The sequence below is a fragment of the Kribbella aluminosa genome (genome assembly GCF_017876295.1).
In the GTDB taxonomy this organism is placed as follows: Bacteria; Actinomycetota; Actinomycetes; order Propionibacteriales; family Kribbellaceae; genus Kribbella; species Kribbella aluminosa.
The window spans coordinates 256605-276342 of sequence record NZ_JAGINT010000002.1; the positions used below are offsets into that span (position 1 = coordinate 256605).

The 19738-nt window shown below is 68.4% G+C and carries 21 protein-coding genes and 1 tRNA gene; 10 read left to right on the plus strand and 12 right to left on the minus strand.

Annotated elements, in window-relative coordinates:
* Positions 1 to 25: 25 nt before the first annotated feature.
* Together JOF29_RS22515 and adh are read right to left on the minus strand one after the other, a co-directional pair.
* Positions 26 to 403 carry a DUF779 domain-containing protein gene (locus JOF29_RS22515; protein WP_209696466.1) on the minus strand — a complete coding sequence of 126 codons (378 nt, stop codon included), beginning with the start codon at positions 401 to 403 and terminating at the stop codon, positions 26 to 28.
* Complete coding sequence (adh, locus tag JOF29_RS22520; protein WP_209696467.1) at positions 404 to 1927, minus strand: aldehyde dehydrogenase; 1524 nt, start codon at positions 1925 to 1927, stop codon at positions 404 to 406.
* A gap of 81 nt (positions 1928 to 2008) precedes the next feature.
* Between adh and JOF29_RS22525 the strand changes: the two genes are divergently transcribed.
* The 5 genes from JOF29_RS22525 to JOF29_RS22545 all read left to right on the plus strand — a co-directional run bounded on the left by JOF29_RS22525 (position 2009) and on the right by JOF29_RS22545 (position 8477).
* Positions 2009 to 3460 (plus strand): GAF domain-containing protein, encoded by a 1452-nt coding sequence (locus tag JOF29_RS22525; protein ID WP_209696468.1) that lies wholly within the window; start codon positions 2009 to 2011, stop codon positions 3458 to 3460.
* A gap of 124 nt (positions 3461 to 3584) precedes the next feature.
* Positions 3585 to 5735 carry a (Fe-S)-binding protein gene (locus JOF29_RS22530; RefSeq protein WP_209696469.1) on the plus strand — a complete coding sequence of 717 codons (2151 nt, stop codon included), beginning with the start codon at positions 3585 to 3587 and terminating at the stop codon, positions 5733 to 5735.
* An 87-nt stretch (positions 5736 to 5822) separates the two neighbouring features.
* Complete coding sequence (locus tag JOF29_RS22535) at positions 5823 to 5960, plus strand: hypothetical protein (RefSeq protein ID WP_209696470.1); 138 nt, start codon at positions 5823 to 5825, stop codon at positions 5958 to 5960.
* A 91-nt stretch (positions 5961 to 6051) separates the two neighbouring features.
* Entirely contained in the window at positions 6052 to 7629 is a 1578-nt protein-coding gene (locus JOF29_RS22540) for an alkaline phosphatase D family protein (RefSeq protein WP_209696471.1), read from the plus strand.
* On the plus strand, positions 7626 to 8477 hold the full coding sequence (locus JOF29_RS22545; protein WP_209696472.1) for a discoidin domain-containing protein: 852 nt from the start codon (positions 7626 to 7628) through the stop codon (positions 8475 to 8477). The genes JOF29_RS22540 and JOF29_RS22545 overlap by 4 nt, the downstream gene beginning before the upstream one ends.
* 39 nt (positions 8478 to 8516) lie before the next feature.
* On the opposite strand, the gene JOF29_RS22550 is transcribed toward JOF29_RS22545, so the two are convergent.
* Positions 8517 to 9050: a hypothetical protein gene (locus JOF29_RS22550; RefSeq protein WP_209696473.1), complete on the minus strand. Its 534-nt coding sequence runs from the start codon at positions 9048 to 9050 to the stop codon at positions 8517 to 8519.
* A gap of 513 nt (positions 9051 to 9563) precedes the next feature.
* Positions 9564 to 9755 carry a hypothetical protein gene (locus JOF29_RS22555; protein ID WP_209696474.1) on the minus strand — a complete coding sequence of 64 codons (192 nt, stop codon included), beginning with the start codon at positions 9753 to 9755 and terminating at the stop codon, positions 9564 to 9566.
* 114 nt (positions 9756 to 9869) lie between these two features.
* Here JOF29_RS22555 and JOF29_RS22560 point away from each other — a divergent pair, with 114 nt between their 5' ends.
* Positions 9870 to 10397, plus strand: a complete 528-nt coding sequence (locus JOF29_RS22560) for a hypothetical protein (RefSeq protein ID WP_209696475.1) — start codon at positions 9870 to 9872, stop codon at positions 10395 to 10397.
* 220 nt (positions 10398 to 10617) lie between these two features.
* Here the strand turns inward: JOF29_RS22560 and JOF29_RS22565 are convergent.
* Positions 10618 to 10688 (minus strand) — tRNA-Gly (locus JOF29_RS22565).
* Positions 10689 to 11072: 384 nt separating this feature from the next.
* Between JOF29_RS22565 and JOF29_RS22570 the strand changes: the two genes are divergently transcribed.
* Both JOF29_RS22570 and dcd read left to right on the plus strand, forming a co-directional pair.
* Positions 11073 to 11513: a MarR family winged helix-turn-helix transcriptional regulator gene (locus JOF29_RS22570; RefSeq protein ID WP_209696476.1), complete on the plus strand. Its 441-nt coding sequence runs from the start codon at positions 11073 to 11075 to the stop codon at positions 11511 to 11513.
* A 137-nt stretch (positions 11514 to 11650) separates the two neighbouring features.
* Positions 11651 to 12226, plus strand: a complete 576-nt coding sequence (gene dcd, locus JOF29_RS22575; RefSeq protein ID WP_209696477.1) for a dCTP deaminase — start codon at positions 11651 to 11653, stop codon at positions 12224 to 12226.
* 46 nt (positions 12227 to 12272) lie between these two features.
* On the opposite strand, the gene JOF29_RS22580 is transcribed toward dcd, so the two are convergent.
* The 4 genes from JOF29_RS22580 to JOF29_RS22595 all read right to left on the minus strand — a co-directional run bounded on the left by JOF29_RS22580 (position 12273) and on the right by JOF29_RS22595 (position 16121).
* Entirely contained in the window at positions 12273 to 13766 is a 1494-nt protein-coding gene (locus JOF29_RS22580) for a hypothetical protein (protein WP_209696478.1), read from the minus strand.
* A gap of 359 nt (positions 13767 to 14125) precedes the next feature.
* Complete coding sequence (locus JOF29_RS22585) at positions 14126 to 14371, minus strand: hypothetical protein (RefSeq protein WP_209696479.1); 246 nt, start codon at positions 14369 to 14371, stop codon at positions 14126 to 14128.
* A gap of 149 nt (positions 14372 to 14520) precedes the next feature.
* Complete coding sequence (locus tag JOF29_RS22590; RefSeq protein WP_209696480.1) at positions 14521 to 15357, minus strand: DUF4097 family beta strand repeat-containing protein; 837 nt, start codon at positions 15355 to 15357, stop codon at positions 14521 to 14523.
* A complete protein-coding gene (locus JOF29_RS22595) occupies positions 15354 to 16121 on the minus strand; it encodes a hypothetical protein (protein ID WP_209696481.1) in 768 nt (255 codons plus the stop codon). The genes JOF29_RS22590 and JOF29_RS22595 overlap by 4 nt, the downstream gene beginning before the upstream one ends.
* Before the next feature lie 88 nt (positions 16122 to 16209).
* On the opposite strand from JOF29_RS22595, the gene JOF29_RS22600 reads away from it, so the two are divergent.
* Positions 16210 to 17004, plus strand: coding sequence for an SDR family NAD(P)-dependent oxidoreductase (locus JOF29_RS22600; RefSeq protein WP_209696482.1), 795 nt, complete (start codon positions 16210 to 16212; stop codon positions 17002 to 17004).
* Here JOF29_RS22600 and JOF29_RS22605 read toward each other — a convergent pair.
* Positions 16939 to 17694: a CPBP family intramembrane glutamic endopeptidase gene (locus JOF29_RS22605; RefSeq protein WP_209696483.1), complete on the minus strand. Its 756-nt coding sequence runs from the start codon at positions 17692 to 17694 to the stop codon at positions 16939 to 16941. The two genes, JOF29_RS22600 and JOF29_RS22605, sit on opposite strands and share 66 nt — an antisense overlap.
* Positions 17695 to 17696: 2 nt before the next feature.
* Positions 17697 to 18317 (minus strand): TetR/AcrR family transcriptional regulator, encoded by a 621-nt coding sequence (locus JOF29_RS22610; protein ID WP_209696484.1) that lies wholly within the window; start codon positions 18315 to 18317, stop codon positions 17697 to 17699.
* Between the two features lie 168 nt (positions 18318 to 18485).
* Between JOF29_RS22610 and JOF29_RS22615 the strand changes: the two genes are divergently transcribed.
* A complete protein-coding gene (locus JOF29_RS22615) occupies positions 18486 to 19577 on the plus strand; it encodes a hypothetical protein (RefSeq protein ID WP_209696485.1) in 1092 nt (363 codons plus the stop codon).
* Here JOF29_RS22615 and JOF29_RS22620 read toward each other — a convergent pair.
* The gene (locus JOF29_RS22620; RefSeq protein WP_209696486.1) at positions 19574 to 19726 is read right to left on the minus strand and encodes a hypothetical protein; all 153 of its coding nucleotides are present in this window, start codon (positions 19724 to 19726) and stop codon (positions 19574 to 19576) included. The genes JOF29_RS22615 and JOF29_RS22620 overlap by 4 nt on opposite strands.
* Between the last annotated feature and the right edge of the window lie 12 nt (positions 19727 to 19738).

The following is a 19738-nucleotide window of genomic DNA, read 5'->3' on the forward strand; positions in this document are numbered from 1 at the left end:
ACGCCACCGGACGGGCGGCACTCGTTCAGAGGAGTCCGAGTTCCGCGGACTCTTGGTCGGTGAAGAGGCGCGAGCGGATCAGGAAGCGGACGCCCTCGGGGGCCTCCACGGAGAATCCGCTGCCGCGGCCTTTCACCACGTCGACGGTGAGCTGGGTGTGCTTCCAGTACTCGTACTGGTTCGCGGCCATCCAGAAGCCGATCGGCTTGTCCACGCCCTCGACGACCAGGTCACCGAGATGCACGTCCGCAGCCCCCGTTCTGAATTCCCCGTCCGGGTAGCACATCGGCGAGCTGCCGTCGCAGCAGCCGCCGGACTGGTGGAACATCAGCGGACCGTGCATCCCGGTGAGGCGGCGCAACCACTGCGCCGCCTCGTCGGTGAGCAACACCTTGTCGACCACTCAGAAGAACCCGAGCTTCGAAGGGCTGTAGCTGACCAGCAGGTTCTTCGTCTGCTGGTAGTGGTCCAGCATCATCTTGTGGTTCTCCCGGCCGATGCCGGAGTTCTTGTACCCGCCGAACGCCGCGTGCGCCGGGTACGCGTGGTAGTTGTTCGTCCAGACCCGCCCGGCCTGGATCTCGCGGCCGGCCCGGTACGCCGTGTTGATGTCGCGCGACCACACGCCCGCGCCGAGGCCGTACAGCGTGTCGTTGGCGATCTTCATCGCGTCGGCGTAGTCGTCGAACCTGGTCACCGAGACGACCGGGCCGAAGATCTCCTCCTGGAAGATCCGCATCTTGTTGTCGCCCTCGAAGATCGTCGGCTGGATGTAGTACCCGCCGGCCAGGTCGCCGTCCAGCTCGGCCTTGGCACCGCCGGTGACCACCCGGGCGCCTTCCTCCTTGCCGATCCCGATGTAGGCGAGGATCTTCTCGTACTGGTCGTTGCTCGCCTGCGCGCCCATCATCGTGTCGGTGTCCAGCGGGTTGCCGAGCTTGATCGCCTCGGTGCGCCCGACGGCGTCGGCCAGGAACCCGTCGTAGATCGACGACTGGATCAGCGCCCGCGACGGACAGGTGCAGACCTCGCCCTGGTTCAGCGCGAACATCGTGAAGCCCTCGAGCGCCTTGTCGTAGAAGTCGTCCTTCGAGGACGCGACGTCGGCGAAGAACACGTTCGGGCTCTTGCCGCCGAGCTCCAGCGTCACCGGGATGATGTTCTCGGACGCGTACTGCATGATCAGCCGGCCGGTCGTGGTCTCACCGGTGAACGCGACCTTGGCAACTCTGTTGCTTGAGGCAAGCGGTTTGCCGGCCTCGACACCGAACCCGTTGACCACGTTGAGCACACCCGGCGGCAGCAGGTCGTGGATGAGCTCGAGAAGCACGTGGATGGAGGCCGGGGTCTGCTCGGCGGGCTTCAGGACGACGGCGTTGCCGGCCGCCAGCGCGGGCGCCAGCTTCCAGACCGCCATCAGGATCGGGAAGTTCCACGGGATGATCTGTGCGACCACGCCGAGCGGCTCGTGGAAGTGGTACGCGATCGTGTCGTCGTCGATCACCGACACCGAACCCTCCTGGGCCCGGAGCGCGCCGGCGAAGTACCGGAAGTGGTCGACCGCCAGCGGCAGGTCGGCGGCCAGCGTCTCACGGACGGCCTTGCCGTTGTCCCAGCTCTCGGCGACCGCGAGCAGTTCGAGGTTGGCCTCGATCCGGTCCGCGATCTTGTTCAGGATGTTCGCCCGTTCGGCCGGCGAGGTCCGTCCCCAGGCCGGCGCGGCACCGTGGGCGGCGTCGAGGGCGCGCTCGACGTCGTCCGCCGTACCGCGGGCGATCTCGGTGAAGGTCTGTCCGGTGACCGGAGTCGGGTTCTCGAAGTACCCGCCCTTGACCGGCGGCACCCATTCGCCACCGATGTAGTGCTCGTACCTCGATTTGTACGCGACCGGGCTGCCATCCTGCCCGGGAGCTGCGAAGATCGTCATAGGTCCTCCAACGGATGTGGCATTGGACCGAACCTAGGGAGTCCGACGTTGCACGGACGTTGCACGGTGGAGTGAGGTCGTATGGACGCACCGGAGCAGGCCCGCCGGTTGAGCGGGCTGTACGACGACGTGCTCGGCGGGAGCCGCCCCGCGACCGACCCACGCCCGCTGGTGGCGGCCTCCTGGGAACGCTCCCTGGCCGCCGCGGTCGACCCTGACCTCGACCTGCCGCCGATGATCCTCGAGCAACGGATGGTCGAGGAACTCCGCGCCAACCACCCGCTGCGGGCCGTCCTCCCGATACTGCGGCAGACGCTGACGTCGATCGCCGACGAGGCGTCGCACATCATGATCATCACCGACGCGCAGGGCATCATCCTGTGGCGCGAGGGTGCCGCCGACGTGAAGCGCACCGCGGACCGGATCGCGCTCTCCGAGGGCGCGGTCTGGTCCGAGGACAAGATCGGCACCAACGGCATGGGTACGGCGCTCGCGGTCGGCGAGCCGGTGCAGATCCACTCCGCCGAACACCTGGTACGGCGCATCCACGAATGGACCTGCGCCGCCGCGCCCGTCCACGACCCTGACACCGGCAAGCTGCTCGGCGCCGTCGACGTCTCCGGACCGCTGCGCACCGTCCATCCCGCGATGGTCGCCCTCGTCACCGCCGCGGCCCAACTCGCCGAAGGACAGCTGAAGGTCCGGATGGCGGCCGCCGACGAGATGCTCCGCGCCCGCAACATGCGGCACCTGATGGCGCTCGGCGACGCGCCCGGTGCCTTGCTCACCTCGACCGGCCGGGTGCTCGCGGTCCAGCCGCTCGAATGGCTGCCGAACCGCCTCGTCGTACCGGACGGCGCCGAGCGGATCGACCTCGGCGACGGCCGCGAAGGACTCGTCGAACGCCTCGACGAGGGCTACCTGCTACGAATGCCCGGTACGCCGGTCCGCCGTACGCGCCCGTCCTTGCGCCTGAAGCTCCTCGGCTCCGGTCAGCCCATCGCGGTCGTCGGCGGCCGCGAGATCGCGCTCACGTTGCGCCGGGCCGAAGTACTCGCACTGTTACTACTGCATCCGACCGGGCTGACCGCCGAGCAGTTGATGCTGCAGCTGTACGGCGACGAGGGCAACCCGACGACCGTCCGCGCCGAGATGCACCGGCTGCGGAACCTGCTCGGCGGCGGCGTCCTCGACACCAAGCCGTACCGGATCATCGCGGACGTCACCGGCGACGTGACCGACGTACAGCAGGCCCTCCGCAGCGGAGACCTGCCGAAGGCCCTCGACCTGTACGCCGGTCCGCTGCTCGCCCGGTCCGACGCGCCCGCCCTGCGGTCCGAACGCGACGAGCTCGACGCCACGCTCCGCCGGGCCGCCCTCGACACCGACGATCCCGAGCTGCTGTGGCGTTTCGCCCAGACGCCGACCGGGGCGGAGGACCTGGAGATCTTCGAGGCCCTCGAGCTCGCGCTCGCGCGGACCGACAACCGCCGGCCCGCGGTCGCCGCCCGCCTCGCCCGGCTCGTCGACTGACCGGCTCGAGCCGGCTGGTGAGTGGCTGGGTCCGCTCACTTCTGGTACGTGAGCCGGAACACGCGGGCGTGACGAGTGCCGCAAGGACATGACTGCTGAGTAACCAACCAATAACATCGCTGGTATGCAGATCCTCGCCATCGTCGTCTCGCTCGCGGTGACCCTGGTCGCCGTCGCGTTGTTCGGCAAGACGATCGGGCACATCGTGTCCGTGATCAAGCTCGGGCAGCCGGCCGCCCGGACCGACGACCCGGGCAAGCGGACCCTCACCCTGGTCAAGGAGTCCCTCGGCCACACCCGGATGCTGCAGTGGAGCCACATCGGGGTGATGCACTGGTTCGTCGCGTTCGGGTTCATCGGGCTGTTCCTCACCCTGGTGACCGCGTTCGGCCAGCTCTTCGACCCGCACTGGGCGCTGCCGGTCATCGGCCACTGGTTCGTGTTCGAGTGGGTCAGCGAGGCACTCACCTGGACCGGGCTGCTGTCGATCATCGGGCTGATGATCTACCGGTTGACGCACCTGCCGAAGGGCGACAACCCGCGCTCGTCCCGGTTCTACGGCTCGACGTCGTGGCAGGCGTACTACGTCGAGTACACGATCCTCGGCGTACTGATCTGCATCGCGCTGCTCCGCGGCCTCGAGTACCAACTTGGCGACGGTGAGAAGTTCCACTACCCGATGACGTTCTTCATCGGCAGCGGCCTCTTCGGCGGGCTGAGCGAGCACGGCCTGGAGAACGCGGTCTTCCTGGTCGCGATGATCAAGATCCTGATCTCGTTCGCCTGGATGATCACGATCTCGCTGAACGCCACGATGGGTGTCGCGTGGCACCGGTTCACCGCGTGGCCGAACATCTGGTTCAAGCGAGAAGCCGACGGCGGTACGGCGCTCGGCGCACTGCAGCCGATCATGGTGAACGGCGCCCCGATCGACTTCGAGAACATCGACGAGCTCGACGAGGACGCGGCGCTCGGCGTCGGCAAGGTCGAGCACTTCACCTGGAAGGGCCTGCTCGACTTCACCACCTGCACCGAGTGCGGCCGCTGCCAGTCGCAGTGCCCAGCGTGGAACACCGACAAGCCGCTGTCGCCGAAGCTGATCATGATGGGGCTGCGCGAGCACGCGTACGCCAAGGCGCCGTACCTGCTGGCCGCCGACGACGAGGCGCGCAAGTCGCTCCCTGACCTGGTGCTCGCCGAGCAGGAGAAGCCGTTGGTCGGCCCCGCGGACGTCGCGGTCATCGACGAGGAGGCGCTCTGGGCCTGTACGTCGTGCGGCGCGTGCGTGCAGCAGTGCCCGGTCGACATCGAGCACGTCGACGCGATCATGGACATGCGCCGGTATCAGGTGCTGATCGAGTCGTCGTTCCCGTCCGAGCTCAACGGGCTGTTCAAGGGCCTGGAGAACAAGGGCAACCCGTGGAACATGAACCCGTCGGGCCGGATGGACTGGGCCAAGGACCTGCCGTTCGAGGTCAAGCAGGTCGGGACGGACGTCGAGTCGCTGGACGAGGTCGACTACCTGTTCTGGGTCGGCTGCGCGGGAGCGTTCGAGGACCGCGCGAAGAAGACCACACAGGCGGTCGCGGAGCTGCTGAACATCGCGGGCGTGACCTTCGCCGTACTGGGTGACGGCGAGACCTGCACCGGTGACCCGGCGCGGCGGTCCGGGAACGAGTTCGTGTTCCAGCAGCTCGCGATGCAGAACGCCGAGGTCTTCAAGGAGACAGGAGTCCGCAAGGTGGTCTCGACCTGCGCGCACTGCTTCAACACCTTGAAGAACGAGTACTCCCAGCTCGGCGTCGAGCTCGACGTCATCCACCACACGCAACTGCTGAACCGGCTCGTCCGCGACGGCAAGCTGACCCCTGTCGCGCCGGCCGACAGCTCGCTCAACGGCCAGAAGATCACGTACCACGACCCGTGCTACCTCGGTCGCCACAACCAGGTGTACGACGCCCCGCGCGAACTCCTCGACATCATTCCGGGCGCGGAGTACGCCGAGATGCCGCGAAACCGGACGAAGTCCTTCTGTTGCGGTGCGGGCGGCGCGCGGATGTGGATGGAGGAGAAGCTCGGCACCCGGATCAACCTGAACCGCACCACCGAGGCGGTCGAGACCGGCGCCGACAAGATCGCCACCGGCTGCCCGTTCTGCCGGGTGATGCTGTCCGACGGCCTCACCGCGAAGCAGGCCGACGGCTCGGCCCGCGAAGAGGTCGAGGTCCAGGACGTCGCCCAGCTGCTGCTCGCCTCGGTCAAGCGCGGGGACTAGCTGCAACTAGCTGCAACATCCCTTCCTCCCCAGGTGGTCCAGACCGTAAACTCCTGCGGCTGCATCACCTGGGGAGGAACAACCGCCATGAAGCTCCGCGCCGCGATCGCCATCGTCGCTGCCATACCGCTCGTTCTCGGACTCACCGCCTGCGACCACAAGCCGACCGGCTACCGGCCATCCGTGCCGGTCAGCACCACGAATACGGCCCAGCCCGCAAAGTAGGCCGGTATCGGTCATCTTCCCACCCGATCACGTGAACTTCTCGTAATCTCGCGTTACGGATGTGATCACCTCGGGATGATCGGGTGGGTGGATGCCGATGCGGAGCACACGACGTAACTTCCTCACGGTCAGCGGAGCAGCGGCGGCGCTCGCGCTGACCGGCAGCCTCCCGGAGATCCGGTCCGCGGCCGCCGGCTGGACCGGCAGACCGGACCGGCGCGACCCGTTCACGCTCGGCGTCGCGTCCGGCGACCCGTTGCCGGACGCGGTGGTGATCTGGACCCGGCTGGCCCCCGATCCACTCGCGCCGTTCGGCGGGATGGACCGCCGGCCGGTCGAGGTCCAGTGGCAGGTCGCGGAGGACGAGCAGTTCCGCCGGGTCGTCCGGACCGGTACGGCGAAGGCCCAGCCGGAGTCGAGCCATTCGGTGCACGTCGACGTCCGCGGGCTGCGGCCGTGGCGGCACTACTGGTACCGCTTCCGCGTGAACGGGCAGCTCAGCCCGGCCGGCCGGACCAAGACGGCGCCGGCGTACGACGCAGTACTGCCCGAGCTGTCGCTGGCCTTCGCGTCCTGCCAGGCGTGGTGGGAGGGCTGGTACACGGCGTACGCCGACATGGCCCAGCGGGACCACGACGTGGTGTTCTTCCTCGGCGACTACATCTACGAGTTCGGCATCGACCGCGGCATCCGGCCGCACTCGAACGAGCCGTACATCACCCAGCAGACCGTGACGCTCGACGAGTACCGGCAGCGGTATGCGGCGTACAAGCTGGATCCCGATCTGCAGCACGCGCACGCGGTCGCGCCGTGGGTCGTCACGCTGGACGACCACGAGGTGGTCGACAACTGGGCCGACGAGGCGCATCCGAGCGCGCCGCCGGCGCAGTTCCTGGTACGGCGGGCCAACGCGTTCCGCGCGTACTGGGAGCACATGCCGCTGCGGCTCGCGCAGCTCCCGAAGGGCCCGGACATGCAGCTGTACCGGCGGATCCGGTACGGGCGGCTCGCGGAGTTCAGCGTGCTCGACACGCGGCAGTACCGGTCCGACCAGGCGTACGGCGACGGGACCAAGGCGCCCGGGCCGGAGACGAAGGACCCTTCTCGGACGATCACCGGTGATGCCCAGGAGAAGTGGCTGCTCGACGGGTGGGCGGCGTCGCAGACCCGGTGGAACGTGCTGGCGCACCAGACCGCGATCGCCCGGCTCGACACGAAGGACGGGCCCGGGGTGCTGGTCCCGATGGACACCTGGGACGGGTACGAGGCGTCCCGCAACCGGGTCCTCGGCGGCGCCGCGCAACGCAAGGTCCGCAACCTGGTCTCGATCGCCGGCGACCTGCACCGCAGCGTGGCGTCGGACCTGAAGCTCGACTTCTCCGACCCGGCCTCCGCGACCGTCGGCGCCGAGTTCGTCGGTACGTCGATCACCTCCGGCATCGACGGCGAGGACCTGGACGCCGGCGGCGCGACTCTGCTCCGGGAGAACCCGCACATGAAGTTCGGCAACTTCCAGCGCGGCTACGTCAGCTGCAGCATCACACCCCAGCGGTGGGTCTCCGACTACCGCGTCGTCGACAAGGTGTCCGTCCAGGGCGGCACCGTCAGCACCCGCGCCAAGCTCCTCGTCGAGGACGGCCGGCCCGGCATCGCGGAGGTACAGGCATGAGGATCCCCCGGCAGACCGTGGTCGCGGCCGGCACGCTCGCGGCCGCCGCACTGCTCGGCTCGAGTTCGATGCCTGCGGCAACTTCCGACGTGGCGGTGAGCGTCGCACCTACGCAGCTGAGCGTCGTCGGCCTGCCGTGCTTCCCGGGCGTGTTGAACCTGACGATGACCAACACCGGCGCCAAGCCGCGGTACGCCGACCTCACACTCGAGCCGACCGGTCCGCTGCAGCTCTCCCGCACGCTCTTCTCGTCCTGGCTGCCCGCCGTCGACCCCGACCAGCCGGTGACCGCGCCGGTCGAGGTCCGGGTACCGCGGGACGCGAAGCCCGGGTTGTACCGGATCGGCGTACAGGTCGACCGCACCCGCGTGAACGTCCCGGTCACGGTCGAGCCGCTACCCGCGAAGGGCCCCGGCGACAACCTCGCCCTCGGCGAACAGGCCACCGCATCCTCCACCCACGGCAACTTCACCCTCTGCGGCGCTGTCGACGGCGACAAGGACTCCGAACACTGGGACACCCTGACCGGCTGGAACGACGGCACCCGCGCCGCGTTCCCCGACACGTACGACGTCGCCCTGTCGACCCCCGCGACCGTCAACCGGGTCGAGCTCTACACCCTGGACTCCGCGAAGTACCCCGCCCGCGTGAACGGCCTCCGCGACTGGGACGTCCAGGTCAAGGTGGACGGCGCGTGGCAAACCGTCGCCCAGGTCCGCGGCAACACCGTCGGCCACGTCACGTCGACATTCCCGCCGGTCCGAGCCGACGCCGTACGCATCCGCTGCCTCGATGGGAACGACCACACCTACTCCCGGATCGTCGAACTCGAGGTCTACGGGAGCTAGCCGTCCAGGCCATCGGTTGACCCAGGCAACAGGTCTGGGTCAACCGTTTGAACCAACCCCGAAATGCCTCAGCACCCGCTCAGCCACCTCGAGCGGGCCGAGGGTGCTGGTGTCGATGACCGCTTCGTCCAACGCCGCAGCGTCGAGCCGGGCAGCGATCTCATCGCACCGCTCCAGGTGCCACTCGAGCGCAGCCGCCTGACTCGCGCCGTACCGCCCCCGCAGCCGTTTCCTGACGATCCCCGGATCGGCCGTGAGCCGAACCGTCCGCACCGGACACTCGACAGCGGCCGCGTACCGGTCCCGGGCGGCCTCGGTCGAGATCACTCCGCACATCACCAACTGGCGCGGCCCGACAGACCGGTACGCCTTCCAGACCGCAGCAATGTTGTGCGCCTCAACAAGCGCATTGCCCTGCTCAGCAGGCGGCCAGGACCGGTGAAACCAGTCGACATCCATCAAACTGAACGGCCGCCCCGCCCGCGCGAGCAGGTCACCTACATGCTCAAGCGCGGCCGACTTACCAACGCCGTACCCACCATTCAAAAAGATCGCGTACCCAGCCTGCGTCACGCTCGAACCACCCTCCACGGAGCGGGTGACGGGAATCGAACCCGCACTGTCAGCTTGGGAACAGAATTGTCACCCCCGCGCGGGTCAGGTGCAGCACCACCGAGCCGGGCTTCCGGACCCGAGTGATCCGCTCCGACCTGCGGCTTTCCTTCGCGCAGCCCCTAGTTAAACTTCGCCGTCCAGATAGAGCGTTATTGCAGGAACGTGCAACATCATGTTGCAGACCCATTGCACCGTGTTACGTTTCGCGCCAGATCCGAGGTGAAGTATTCCGTTTTCTCAACTCTGGGGGTCTTATGCGCAAGACAGTTTCGATGACTGTAGGGGGCATGATGCTCACCGCGTTAGCCGCGGTAGCTCCGACAGCAGCATCGGCCGACCCCGGGCCCGCGACAACCGACGGCTGCCCGACGTCGACGTGGTACGACATTCTTCGTACTTCGTCCCGGCAGGCGGTCTGCCCATCTTCAAGGATGGACCAGGCGGACATCTAACCGTTGGTCTGACGAAGAACTACACCGCATCGGCCACCATTTCGACCGGTGGTTCGGTAGAGCTGGGCGGCGTCATCGCGAAGGCGAAGCTGGAAGTGTCGCAGTCGCTGGCGAGCTCTGTCTCGCTGACCGTGCTGCACACGTACGATCGGGTGATCACTGCCGGGAAGTACGGGAACGTCCAGTACGGTTCCTGGGGACAGTCGGTCACGTGGCGAAGGTACTACGACGGGGCCGACTGCACGACAACGTTACGAGCATCCGGAACGGCACGCATTCCGTCGGCCGCCTCCGTTGGATGGAAGTACTGGGAGACCTCTAGCTGATGAAGATCTGGGCGCGCGTAGTCAGCGCATCACTTGTAGCTGTTGCTTTCTGCGTGGCGGCCGGCTGTTCTTCTACTGGTAAGGCCGGTGGTTCGCCAGCCTCCCAGAACACATCACCGCCGGTCGTCCCGACCACGACCACGTCCGGCGAAGGACCGCTCAAGATCAGTGATCTGCCAACTGATCCGCAAGTGATCTGGCGCGAGGACCTCAACTACGACAGAACCGCGACAAACCAAGACGTGACACTTGCACCTGGCACCTACGAAGTGCGGGCAGTCTGTTCGGCACCGGCAGCATTGAAGATCTCAGCAAACGGCGGACAGGTTCAGAACCTGGCCTGCTCGACGGCCTACGAACCTGGCGTCAAAGTTTGTATCAGCAAGCCTGGCCTGTTCCTCAATCTTCAGCGAACATCCGATCCGTCAGTCGATCTGGTCTGGCAACTCGGGAGGGCTCCAGGTTCGAAGTGCTCATCCGGTTCACCGGCGACGACGCCGTCACCAACGGGGACTGCCCGAGGCTAGGGCCGCGGTTCGACGCCAGAGGAAGGGCAGGAACGCTCGAAGCGTTCCTGCCCCTTTCCTCTGTCCCGACGCAGGTCTCAGATCCAGCACCCACAAGCGGGTCTGCCACCTATCTGCTGTGCTGACGGGCACGTGACGGGCACGACGCCCAGAGCAACGGGCTGACATGACGAACCCCGCAGGTCGGAAACCAGCTCCTGACCTGCGGGGTTCTCTCGTGAGCGGGTGACGGGAATCGAACCCGCACTGTCAGCTTGGGAAGCTGATGTTCTGCCATTGAACTACACCCGCGTGGCCGGTCTCCCGGCAGCGGAGAAGAGCATAGCCGATGTCGGGGCTCGCAACCACGGCGGGTCCGCGCGCCGGAACCAGCTGACTACTTCCAGGCAGCGCGCCGGCCGGGCCGCGGACCCGGGCGGCCGGGGCGAGGTTTGCTGCGGTGTCAGGTGGATACACCCCGAGAAGGTGCCCGACGCATCGAAAAGAGCTGTCCGGGCGGTTTGCACCGGGGGTTCTTGGGCAGTTTTTCACAAAGGGCACGTTCAGGACTGGGCAGGTTCGTGATCTTCTGGCAGATTAGAACGCGTTGCCGGGGGCAACATTTGACGCAACGTGAGGACGCGAGTCCTGGACCGGGCGAGCTGGTTGCGGGGCAACTGGATGAAGGGGTGAACGGTGGCAACAGACACAAGTGACGCGGTTGACAACCTGGAGAAGGAGCTCGTCACGTTGGCACGCCGGCTGCGCGGTCTGCAGCGGACGCTGTCCGACGAGGCGCACCCGGACCTGGAGCCGGCACAGTACGCGTTGCTGAACCACGTGGAGGAACTGGCACCGGTGCGGATGGCCGACCTGGTGGCAGCGCTCGAGGTGGACAAGGGACCGGTCAGCCGGGCCTGCGCGCGACTGGAGGAAGAGGGCCTGCTGAAGCGGGCGGCCGACAAGTCGGACGCGCGTGCGACCCTGCTGACGCTGACCGCGGCCGGCAAGCGCAAGCTGACGGCGGCCCGGAAGAAGCGGCACAAAGTGATCGAGGACCTGCTCAAGGACTGGTCGCCGTCGCAGGTGAAGACCTTCGCCACCCAGGTGTCGAAGTTCAACAAACTGGCCAACTGACGATAGTTGCCTCAGGCCCAGGTCTGGTGGTGCGGCCCCGCCGGAGAGCTGAGGGCTCCGGACGACCCACCACCGGAACCGGCCACACAGGCACACTCGAGCTGTGCGGATGGGCGGCACGCTGCTAACGTGCGAGCGTGCTGCTCTCCGACCGTGACATCCTGTCCGAGCTCGACGCGAAACGGGTCCAGCTGGATCCGTTCGATGCTGCGATGGTGCAACCGTCGAGTGTCGACGTACGGCTGGATCGCTTCTTCCGGGTCTTCGAGAACCACCGGTATCCGCATATCGACCCGGCCGAGGAACAGCCGGACCTGACCCGGCTGGTGGAGCCCGTCGACGAGGAGCCGTTCATCCTGCATCCCGGTGAGTTCGTCCTGGGATCGACGTACGAGCTGATCACGCTCCCCGACGACGTCGCGGCCCGCCTCGAGGGCAAGTCCTCGCTCGGCCGCCTCGGCCTGCTCACGCACTCCACCGCCGGCTTCATCGACCCCGGCTTCTCCGGCCACGTGACCCTCGAACTCTCGAACGTCGCCACCCTGCCGATCAAACTCTGGCCCGGTATGAAGATCGGCCAACTCTGCTTCTTCCGCCTCTCCTCCCCCGCCGAACACCCGTACGGCTCCACCAAGTACGGCTCCCGTTACCAGGGCCAACGCGGCCCCACCCCGTCCCGCTCCTTCAAAAACTTCCACCGCACCGACGTCTGACCAACGAAAAGGGCCTCGGGGAATCCCGGGGCCCGTTTGCGACAGATCAGCCGGTCGCCTTGATGAAGACACAGACCGAATCGAGCTCGTTGGTGACGCTGTAGTCACCATGCGGCTGCTGTTTGTAGACGGCGCCGTACTGCGACACGGATTCCGGCGATGCCAGACTGCCGTCCCAGAGAGCCAGGTCGCCGTTCCCGGAGGTGCGGCTGTCCGAGGGCGTACTGCCGTCGGACGGAGTGGCACCGACCGACGGGCTGTCGCCGCCCGAAGGCGTGTCGCCGGTGGACGGGCTGTCGCTCGCGCTCGGGCTCCCGGACGGGGCCGCGCTCGGCAGGTCCGCGCCGGTCTTCGCATCCATCAGCACCGGCTGCGCCTCGGTCTTCGCGTACAGAACACCGTGGAACGCCGCGGTCACGTCCGGAACGTTGCGGTTGCCGGAGTCGTTCGAGAAGCCCCAGGTCTTCTTGCCGGTCGCATCGTCGAACCCGATGATCGTGTCGGTCCCGTTGTTGTTGGAACCCGTCTTCCCGGTGCAGGCAACCGCGGTCGCCTGGTCCCAGAAGCACGACCATCCACCGGCCTGGGTGCTGTCCTTGGCCGGCGGCGGCGGGGTGGCGACCACAGCGCCGGTCGAGAGGTCGACCGCATAGATCGCGGAGGTCTCTGTCCCGGCGTCGTAGTTGACGTACTTCATGCCGTAGAAGTAGGCGTGCTTGCCGGTCCCGAGGAGCGGCTTGAACATGGTCTGCAGCGGCGCGAGCTGCTTCGTGATCTTCCCGCTCGGACCGTCGGCGAGAACCATCGCGGCATCGTCCGACCGATCCGTCTTCGCGCTCTTCGCGCCCGCGATCACGCCGCCGTGCACCGCGGCCGGGCTGATGCCAGGAACAAGCGTGGCCTTCTTCGTCGCCGGGTCGGCGAACACCGTGACGTCCGGCGACGGCCCCTTGCCGGACGTCACGATCGCGACCTGGCCGCTGTCCACGTCGTACGCCACATTCCCGAGCGACGGCTCGTCGTCCGTGGTCTTCGTGGACGTTTCCGCGAGCTTGTCGCCGGTCGACACGTCGATCCACTGGATCACCACGAGGCCCTGCGGTTTCTGGGTGCCGTTGCCCTTGTCGGTCTCGGAGTAGACGACGACCGCGACGTCCTTGCCGTCGACCTTCACCGCCTTCGGCTGGACCGCGCGGTTGACCTTCGTGGTCGACGCCGGAGCCGCCTGGACCGACCAGGATTTGCTCGGATCGGTGACATCGTGCCCGGCGAGGCTCTGGATGGTGCCGGCCACGGCCACCTTGCCGACGAGGGCCATCGCGGCCCCGGTGTAGGAGTACTGCGTGGTCTTGAGGACCGGGTACGCCGCGCCGATCGCGAAGGCCTTGGGTGGGTCGAAGGTCGGGACGCTCGGGGCCGTGGGTGAGGCGGAGGTGGTGGACTGGCCGCTGTTGTTGTCGGAGCCCGAGCCGGACTTCTTGTCGCCGCCGCAACCTGCGAGCAGGATCAGGGCTGCGGTGACAGCTGTGGTTGCCACCATCGGACGCAACATCGTTGGTTTCTCTCCCAGGTCGACCGAGAATGATCGACTGAACGCTAGCAGTGTTCGTGGGTCGGCCCGGGAGTTATCCACAGGCGTTGCACCAACCTGCAGTTCCTGCTAATCGCGGCGGCCAGGCCCGATCAGCCCCAGCCGTTCCAGCAGTCCGTACACCGCCCCCACCGCACCACTCCCCGGTCCGCCAACCCCGGACAACACGCCCCTACCGGGTATGCCCGGCACAGACAGCACGGCCGTTGGCGGGGCGGGCGGCGCGAACTGTACGGCGGTGGTCGGCGGCGTCGGCACATCCTTGGCCGGCACCGCGGGCGCGACCGCGTGGAGGGTGAGGCTGTCGTTCATCGGACGATGGAGAGGCCGGTCCCGCGGTGGCGGGGCTGGGGGTCGGTGAGGACTCGGGCGACCGGGTCGGTCAGGTGCCGTGAGTTGGGCTCCAGCTTGTCGGCCAGGCGGCGCAGTGCGCCCGCCAGACCTTCCCGCGGGCTGGTCCGCGGCTTCCCCGCGCGGCGCTGCGCCCTGGCCTCGGCCGCGCGCAGATGCTCGGCGACGCGGTAGCGGGCTACTTCGGCGTGTTCGGTGATCATTGGTGGTTCTCCCCTCGCGTTGTCCCCGTGCTGTGGTGGTTTTCGGCAGTGCTTCGCCCAGGTCCCGCCCGGAGGCGGGACCTCTGGCTCCCCTACATCAACCCAACGAACCCGACCACGCCGATCCGACGCGTGCGGTCGTCCGTGGGTCAGACCTTGAGGACGGTGATGTCGCCGGAGACGGTGCGGGCGCGCAGCATCAGGGCGCGGTCGCCCTCGGCCGGCTTCTCGCCGGGCTCGAGGTCGCACCGGATCCGGCCGGTGACGGTCTTCAGGTCCAGGTACGTCGGAAGTCCGTCCGGGACGCCGATCTGTACGTCGCCCCGGGCCGTCTCGGCCTGGACGCTCGGTCCGTCGGCGATCTCGACCTTCACGTCGCCCGAACCGGAGGTGGCGACCGAGTGGTCGCGGATCCGCTCGATGGTGATGTCCCCCGAGCCGACCTTGACGGAGGTGGGACCGGCGGCGTCGCCGATCGTGACGTCTCCGGAGCCGGTGCTCAGACCGAGCGCGTCGCCGGCCTCCTCGATGTCGATCGAGCCGGACCCGGTGCTCGCCCGGACCGGTCCGTCGGCTCGCTCGACCTTGACGTCACCGCTGCCGGTGTTGATGCCGAGCTCGTGCTCGACCCGGGTCAGCCGGACATCACCGGAGCCGGTCGCGAGCCGCGCCGAACCGAGCGGTACGTCGGAGACGATGTCGCCGGACCCGGTCTTGACCCACGCATCGAGGACCGCGGAGGTGGCGATCCGGACCGTGATCTCCGGTCCGCGCCGGACGTTCCGCGGGCTTTCGATGACGAGCTCGCCGTCGTGGACCGCACAGATCACGCCGTCGTCGTCGCCGTCGACCTCCATCGAGAGTGCGGTGCCCTCACCGTCAGGGTTGGGGCCGAGCTCGACCAGGCCGGAGCCGATCTCGATCCGGATCCGGTGGATCCGGTCGTTCTCGTCGTCGTTCAACTGGGTCGCGCTGTGCTCGCTCATTCCGCCCATCCCGTCACTCGCTGGCCCGGGCCGTGTCCGCCCCGGCGCCGTTCTTTGTCCTCGCGCCACCGGTCCTTGTCCTCGCGGCGGCGCTCCCGGTCGTCCCGCCGGCGGTCCCGCCCGCGCTCGGAGCCGAACACGCCCTCGTCGCCGAACGGCCCGTTCGGACCGAAGACGCCGTTCGGGCCGAAGACCCCGTCGGGGCCGAGTGGTCCGTTCGGGCCCAGCGGGCCTTCCGGGCCGAACACCGGGCCACGCGGCGGGCGCGGCGGCCGGGGCGGGCGCGGACCGCCGCGGCGGCCGACGCTGAGCTCGGTCATCACGGTGCGCATCAGCCACGCGTTGGCGGAGATGCCCTCGGCGTCGGCGGCTTCGTCCACCTTGTTCTTGATCGACATCGGCAGCCGCAGCGTGATCCGCGCGGTCGGCTCGTCGGCGTCCGGCACGAACTGGCCGGCAGTCGCGTCCTGGATGTCGTCCTCGAGGTCTTCGTCGGTCTCGTCCGGACCGGTCAGCTGGCTGGGCGCCGGCGTGACCACGAACTCCGGGCGGCCACCGGCCATCCGGAGCTCGACCGACCCCGGGGACAGCTCGCGGCTGATCTCCCCGGCGGCGTCGGACAGGGCTGAGATGAGGGCCAGGCGGCCCGCGTCATCCAGCGTGGCCCCGAGGCGCTGTGCCACGGAGCGAGTTTGCTCGTCGGCCAGAGCGGTCGCGTTCTCGACGCTCCGCCGGACCGACTCGAGGTAGTGGTCAAGTTCCATGACAGCAATCATGACGTCATCGTGACGTCAGTGTCAACCCCCGTGATGTCATGCAGCCGTCGAACTGGCGTCAGGGCAGAATGAGCCCATGGGTAGAGGCGTACTGATCACCGGTGCATCCAGAGGTGTCGGCGCGGCCGCCGCGCGAACGTTCGCGGCAGCCGGCGACCGAGTCGTGCTGCACTGCCGCGGCGCCGTCGACCGGGCGGCCGAGATCCGCGAGTCACTGCCAGGAGACGGTCACGCCGTGGTCGCCGCGGATCTCGGCGATCCGGCCGCGATCCCTGCCCTGGTTGAGGAATCGGCCGCCGCCCTCGGGCGCATCGACGTACTGGTCAACAACGCGGCGATGTTCGTCGACGAGCCGGTCGCGGGCTCCCGGCGGGTCGGTCACCCGCTGGCCGAGACGACGTACGACGAGTGGGTCGCGACCTGGCGCCGTACGCTGGCCGTCAACCTGGAAGGCGCCGCGCACGTCACCTGGTGCGTCGCGCGCCAGATGCTCGACATCGACCCCGAAGACGGCGTACGGCGGGGTGCGATCGTCAACGTCGGCTCCCGCGGCGCGTACCGCGGCGAGCCCGACGTCCCGGCGTACGGCGCCTCGAAGGCGGGACTGCACTCGCTCGGGCAGTCCCTGGCGGTGTCGTTGGCGCCGCATGACATCACCGTGACGTCAATCGCACCCGGGTTCATCGCCACCGACATGACCGAGGGCTTCCTCGCCGGTCCGGGCGGTGACGCGATCCGCGCGCAGAGCCCGTTCGGCCGGGTCGCCACCACGGAGGAGGTCGGGAACGCGATCTACTGGCTCGCCTCAGCCGAGGCGAACTGGGCGAGCGGCGCGGTCCTCGATTTCAACGGGGCGTCGTACCTGCACTAGGACGATCGCGGCGACCGTCCAGACCGCCGCGAGCACCGCCATCGGGAACACGTCGCCGCGTTCCTCGTCGAAGAGCAGGATCAGCCCGAGGTTCACCGCCGCGTGGGCCGCCGTCGCGATCACGAGGTTGGTACGGCGGGCGCCCTGCAGCACCGCGCCCATCACCACGGACAACGCGACCGCCATCACCACGAACAGGCCCATGTAGACGAGACCGTTGGCGAACCCACCGATGTGCCAGAAGCCCCACAGCACTCCGACGATCAGCGAGGAACGCAGTACCGGGAACCGGGTCTGCAGGTACGGCTGCAGGTACGCGCGCCAGCCGAGCTCCTCACCTGCCGCGCCGACGATCATCGTCAGCACCAACGCCCAGAACGGGAACGGCAGGCTCTCCGCCCGCCACGACCGCCCCGCGATCACGTGCACCAGGACCGACACCAGCATCGCCGCGATCACGATGCCCACGATCAGCGCGCTCCGCCCGGCGGCGACCTTCACGGGCGTGAACCGCACGTCGACCCGAGTGGTACGCCGGAACGCCAGGAACATCACGCCCACTCCGAGCGCCGGCGCGAACTGCACCAGCTGGATCAGGTCCGGACTCGGGCCGGTCGCCGACTGCACCGCGTTCAGGATCCCGCTGAAAACCATCGTGGCCAGGTAGAAGACCACCACCCGCAAGAACACTGTCACTCCTGGATGAGATAGGGCGCGATCATCAGGTCGAGTTGCTCGGCGAGGAACCCGGTCAGCGGGCCCCAGCCGTTCACCGCCCAGACCTGGAGCGCGCCGTTGAAACAGACAAGGGTGTGCCGCGCCAGTGCCGGTACGTCGGTGTCGGCGCGAAGCTCTCCGGCCTCCATCGCGGCGCGGTAGAACCGGTCGCAGCTGTCGACGATCGCCGCCGAGTGCGCCAGCGCGTGCCGCCGGAACTCCGGGTCCGCGACGTCGAGCTGCACGAATCCGAGACCGTTGCCGAGCTGTTCGCGGTGCTCGATGTGGGCGACCGCGGACAGCGCGAAGTCCCGGAGGGTGGCGAGCGGCGAGCTGTTCCGGCCGGCCACCTCCTCGGCGAGGCGCTGCACCATCAGCGGGGACCGGGCGGCGGACGCGAGCAGCAGACCGCGCTTGGAACCGAACCGCTGCATCAGGGTCGGCGGGGCCAGCCCGACGCGTGATCCGACCGCCGCGAGGGTGAGTTTGACCGGCCCGAGCTCGGCCAGCACCTCCCGGGTGGCGTCCAGGATCACGTCGTCGCTCACCAGCCGTGGCCGGGCCATCGCGCCGCCTCCGAGTTTGTGAATCGCCATTCGCTAATAGATGGGATCGTAACAGATCCTTGTTCGATCAGTTAGTCAGTGACAACGGGTGAGGTTTCGGATACTGCTTTCGGCCTGCCGAAGCGGTCCGGACCGCGATCCCGCCGTCCGGCTGCACCCGTCCGTGGCCGGGCTCGTCGTACCAACGGGAGCCTCTTCATGCGATTCGCCCGCATTACCCTGGGCCTGCTGCTGGCACTGTCAGGCCTGGTGGCCACCGTCGCCGGGGCCGTCGCGGCCTTCTGGCTGGTCGGCCCGGACAACACGATCACGACACCGCACCGCGAGCTCGTCTCCAAGGGCCTCGCCATCGTCAGCGCGCCGGAGCTGCTCGATCGGCACGGTCCGACGCTGCACGTCAGCGTGTCCGGCGACAAGCCGCTGTTCGTTGGTGTCGCCCAGGATCTCGACGTCCGCGACTACCTCGCCGGCGTCAAGCACACGCAGCTGGTCCGGTTCGGTCTGCCGGCCACGTTCGGCACCGAGGAAGTGCGTGGCCGCACCAACAAGCTGACACCGCCGGGCGAGCTGGACTGGTGGGTCGCGCAGTCCGCGCCCGGTGCGCAGTCGCTCAGCTGGCCGGTCCAGGACGGGCGGTACGACGTCGTCGTGATGAACGCGGACGGTACGCCGGCGGTCGGCGCACAGGTCACGTTCGGCCTCCAGGTGCACCGGCTGTTCGGCCTGTGCCTGCTGGTGCTGGGCGCGGGCGTGCTCGTACTGGCCCTCGGCGTGGCCCTCCTGCGTCGCCGCCGTACGGCACGGGACGAGATCACGGACACGCGGGAGATCCCGGTCATCAACTCCCGCATCCCGGTCCTGGTCTCGACCGCCCCCGCCGACGAGGAGCTCACCCCGGCGTACCGGGTCTCTCCCTTCCACCCCGACCGGGTAAGCCCATTCGCCCCGCTCGCGGAAGACGAGTCCCCGGAGCACCTCCCGACCGAACCGGCTCCCACAGCAGCCAAGGCCGCCCTCACAGCAGCAGACCCCGCAGCAGCCGAGCCCGCTCCGTTCGCCGCGGCCCCCCGCCCCGACCACTCGCGCCGCGGCATCGGCCGTTGCCTCCACACTCAATCCCGTGGCGTCGGCCGTTCCCGCCACACTCAATCCCGTGGCGTCGGCCGTTCCCGCCACACTCAACCCCGCGGCGGTGCAAGCTCCCGCCGGAGCCGTCGAGGCCACTCCCGCCCCAGCCGAGCCCGCCCCAGCCGCGCTGTCCGCTCGCACCACGGCCGTTCCCGCCGCTAGCACCCCCACCACAGCCGCGCCCGCCGCTCGCACCACCCCCGCTCCCGCGGCGTCCACTCCGACCCGCGCTCCCGCCGCATCCACTCCCGCCGCCACTCCCGCGGCATCCACTCCCGCGGCGTCCACGCCCACCCTCGCTCCGGCAGCATCCGCTGCCGATC

Coding starts and splice junctions, on each gene's coding strand:
- adh (WP_209696467.1), bottom strand. CDS start 1,927: ATGACGATCTTCGCAGCTCCCGGGCAGGATGGCAGCCCGGTCGCGTAC.
- JOF29_RS22525 (WP_209696468.1), top strand. CDS start 2,009: ATGGACGCACCGGAGCAGGCCCGCCGGTTGAGCGGGCTGTACGACGAC.
- JOF29_RS22530 (WP_209696469.1), top strand. CDS start 3,585: ATGCAGATCCTCGCCATCGTCGTCTCGCTCGCGGTGACCCTGGTCGCC.
- JOF29_RS22535 (WP_209696470.1), top strand. CDS start 5,823: ATGAAGCTCCGCGCCGCGATCGCCATCGTCGCTGCCATACCGCTCGTT.
- JOF29_RS22540 (WP_209696471.1), top strand. CDS start 6,052: ATGCCGATGCGGAGCACACGACGTAACTTCCTCACGGTCAGCGGAGCA.
- JOF29_RS22545 (WP_209696472.1), top strand. CDS start 7,626: ATGAGGATCCCCCGGCAGACCGTGGTCGCGGCCGGCACGCTCGCGGCC.
- JOF29_RS22560 (WP_209696475.1), top strand. CDS start 9,870: ATGAAGATCTGGGCGCGCGTAGTCAGCGCATCACTTGTAGCTGTTGCT.
- JOF29_RS22580 (WP_209696478.1), bottom strand. CDS start 13,766: ATGGTGGCAACCACAGCTGTCACCGCAGCCCTGATCCTGCTCGCAGGT.
- JOF29_RS22585 (WP_209696479.1), bottom strand. CDS start 14,371: ATGATCACCGAACACGCCGAAGTAGCCCGCTACCGCGTCGCCGAGCAT.
- JOF29_RS22590 (WP_209696480.1), bottom strand. CDS start 15,357: ATGAGCGAGCACAGCGCGACCCAGTTGAACGACGACGAGAACGACCGG.
- JOF29_RS22595 (WP_209696481.1), bottom strand. CDS start 16,121: ATGGAACTTGACCACTACCTCGAGTCGGTCCGGCGGAGCGTCGAGAAC.
- JOF29_RS22600 (WP_209696482.1), top strand. CDS start 16,210: ATGGGTAGAGGCGTACTGATCACCGGTGCATCCAGAGGTGTCGGCGCG.
- JOF29_RS22610 (WP_209696484.1), bottom strand. CDS start 18,317: ATGGCGATTCACAAACTCGGAGGCGGCGCGATGGCCCGGCCACGGCTG.
- JOF29_RS22615 (WP_209696485.1), top strand. CDS start 18,486: ATGCGATTCGCCCGCATTACCCTGGGCCTGCTGCTGGCACTGTCAGGC.
- JOF29_RS22620 (WP_209696486.1), bottom strand. CDS start 19,726: ATGCTGCCGGAGCGAGGGTGGGCGTGGACGCCGCGGGAGTGGATGCCG.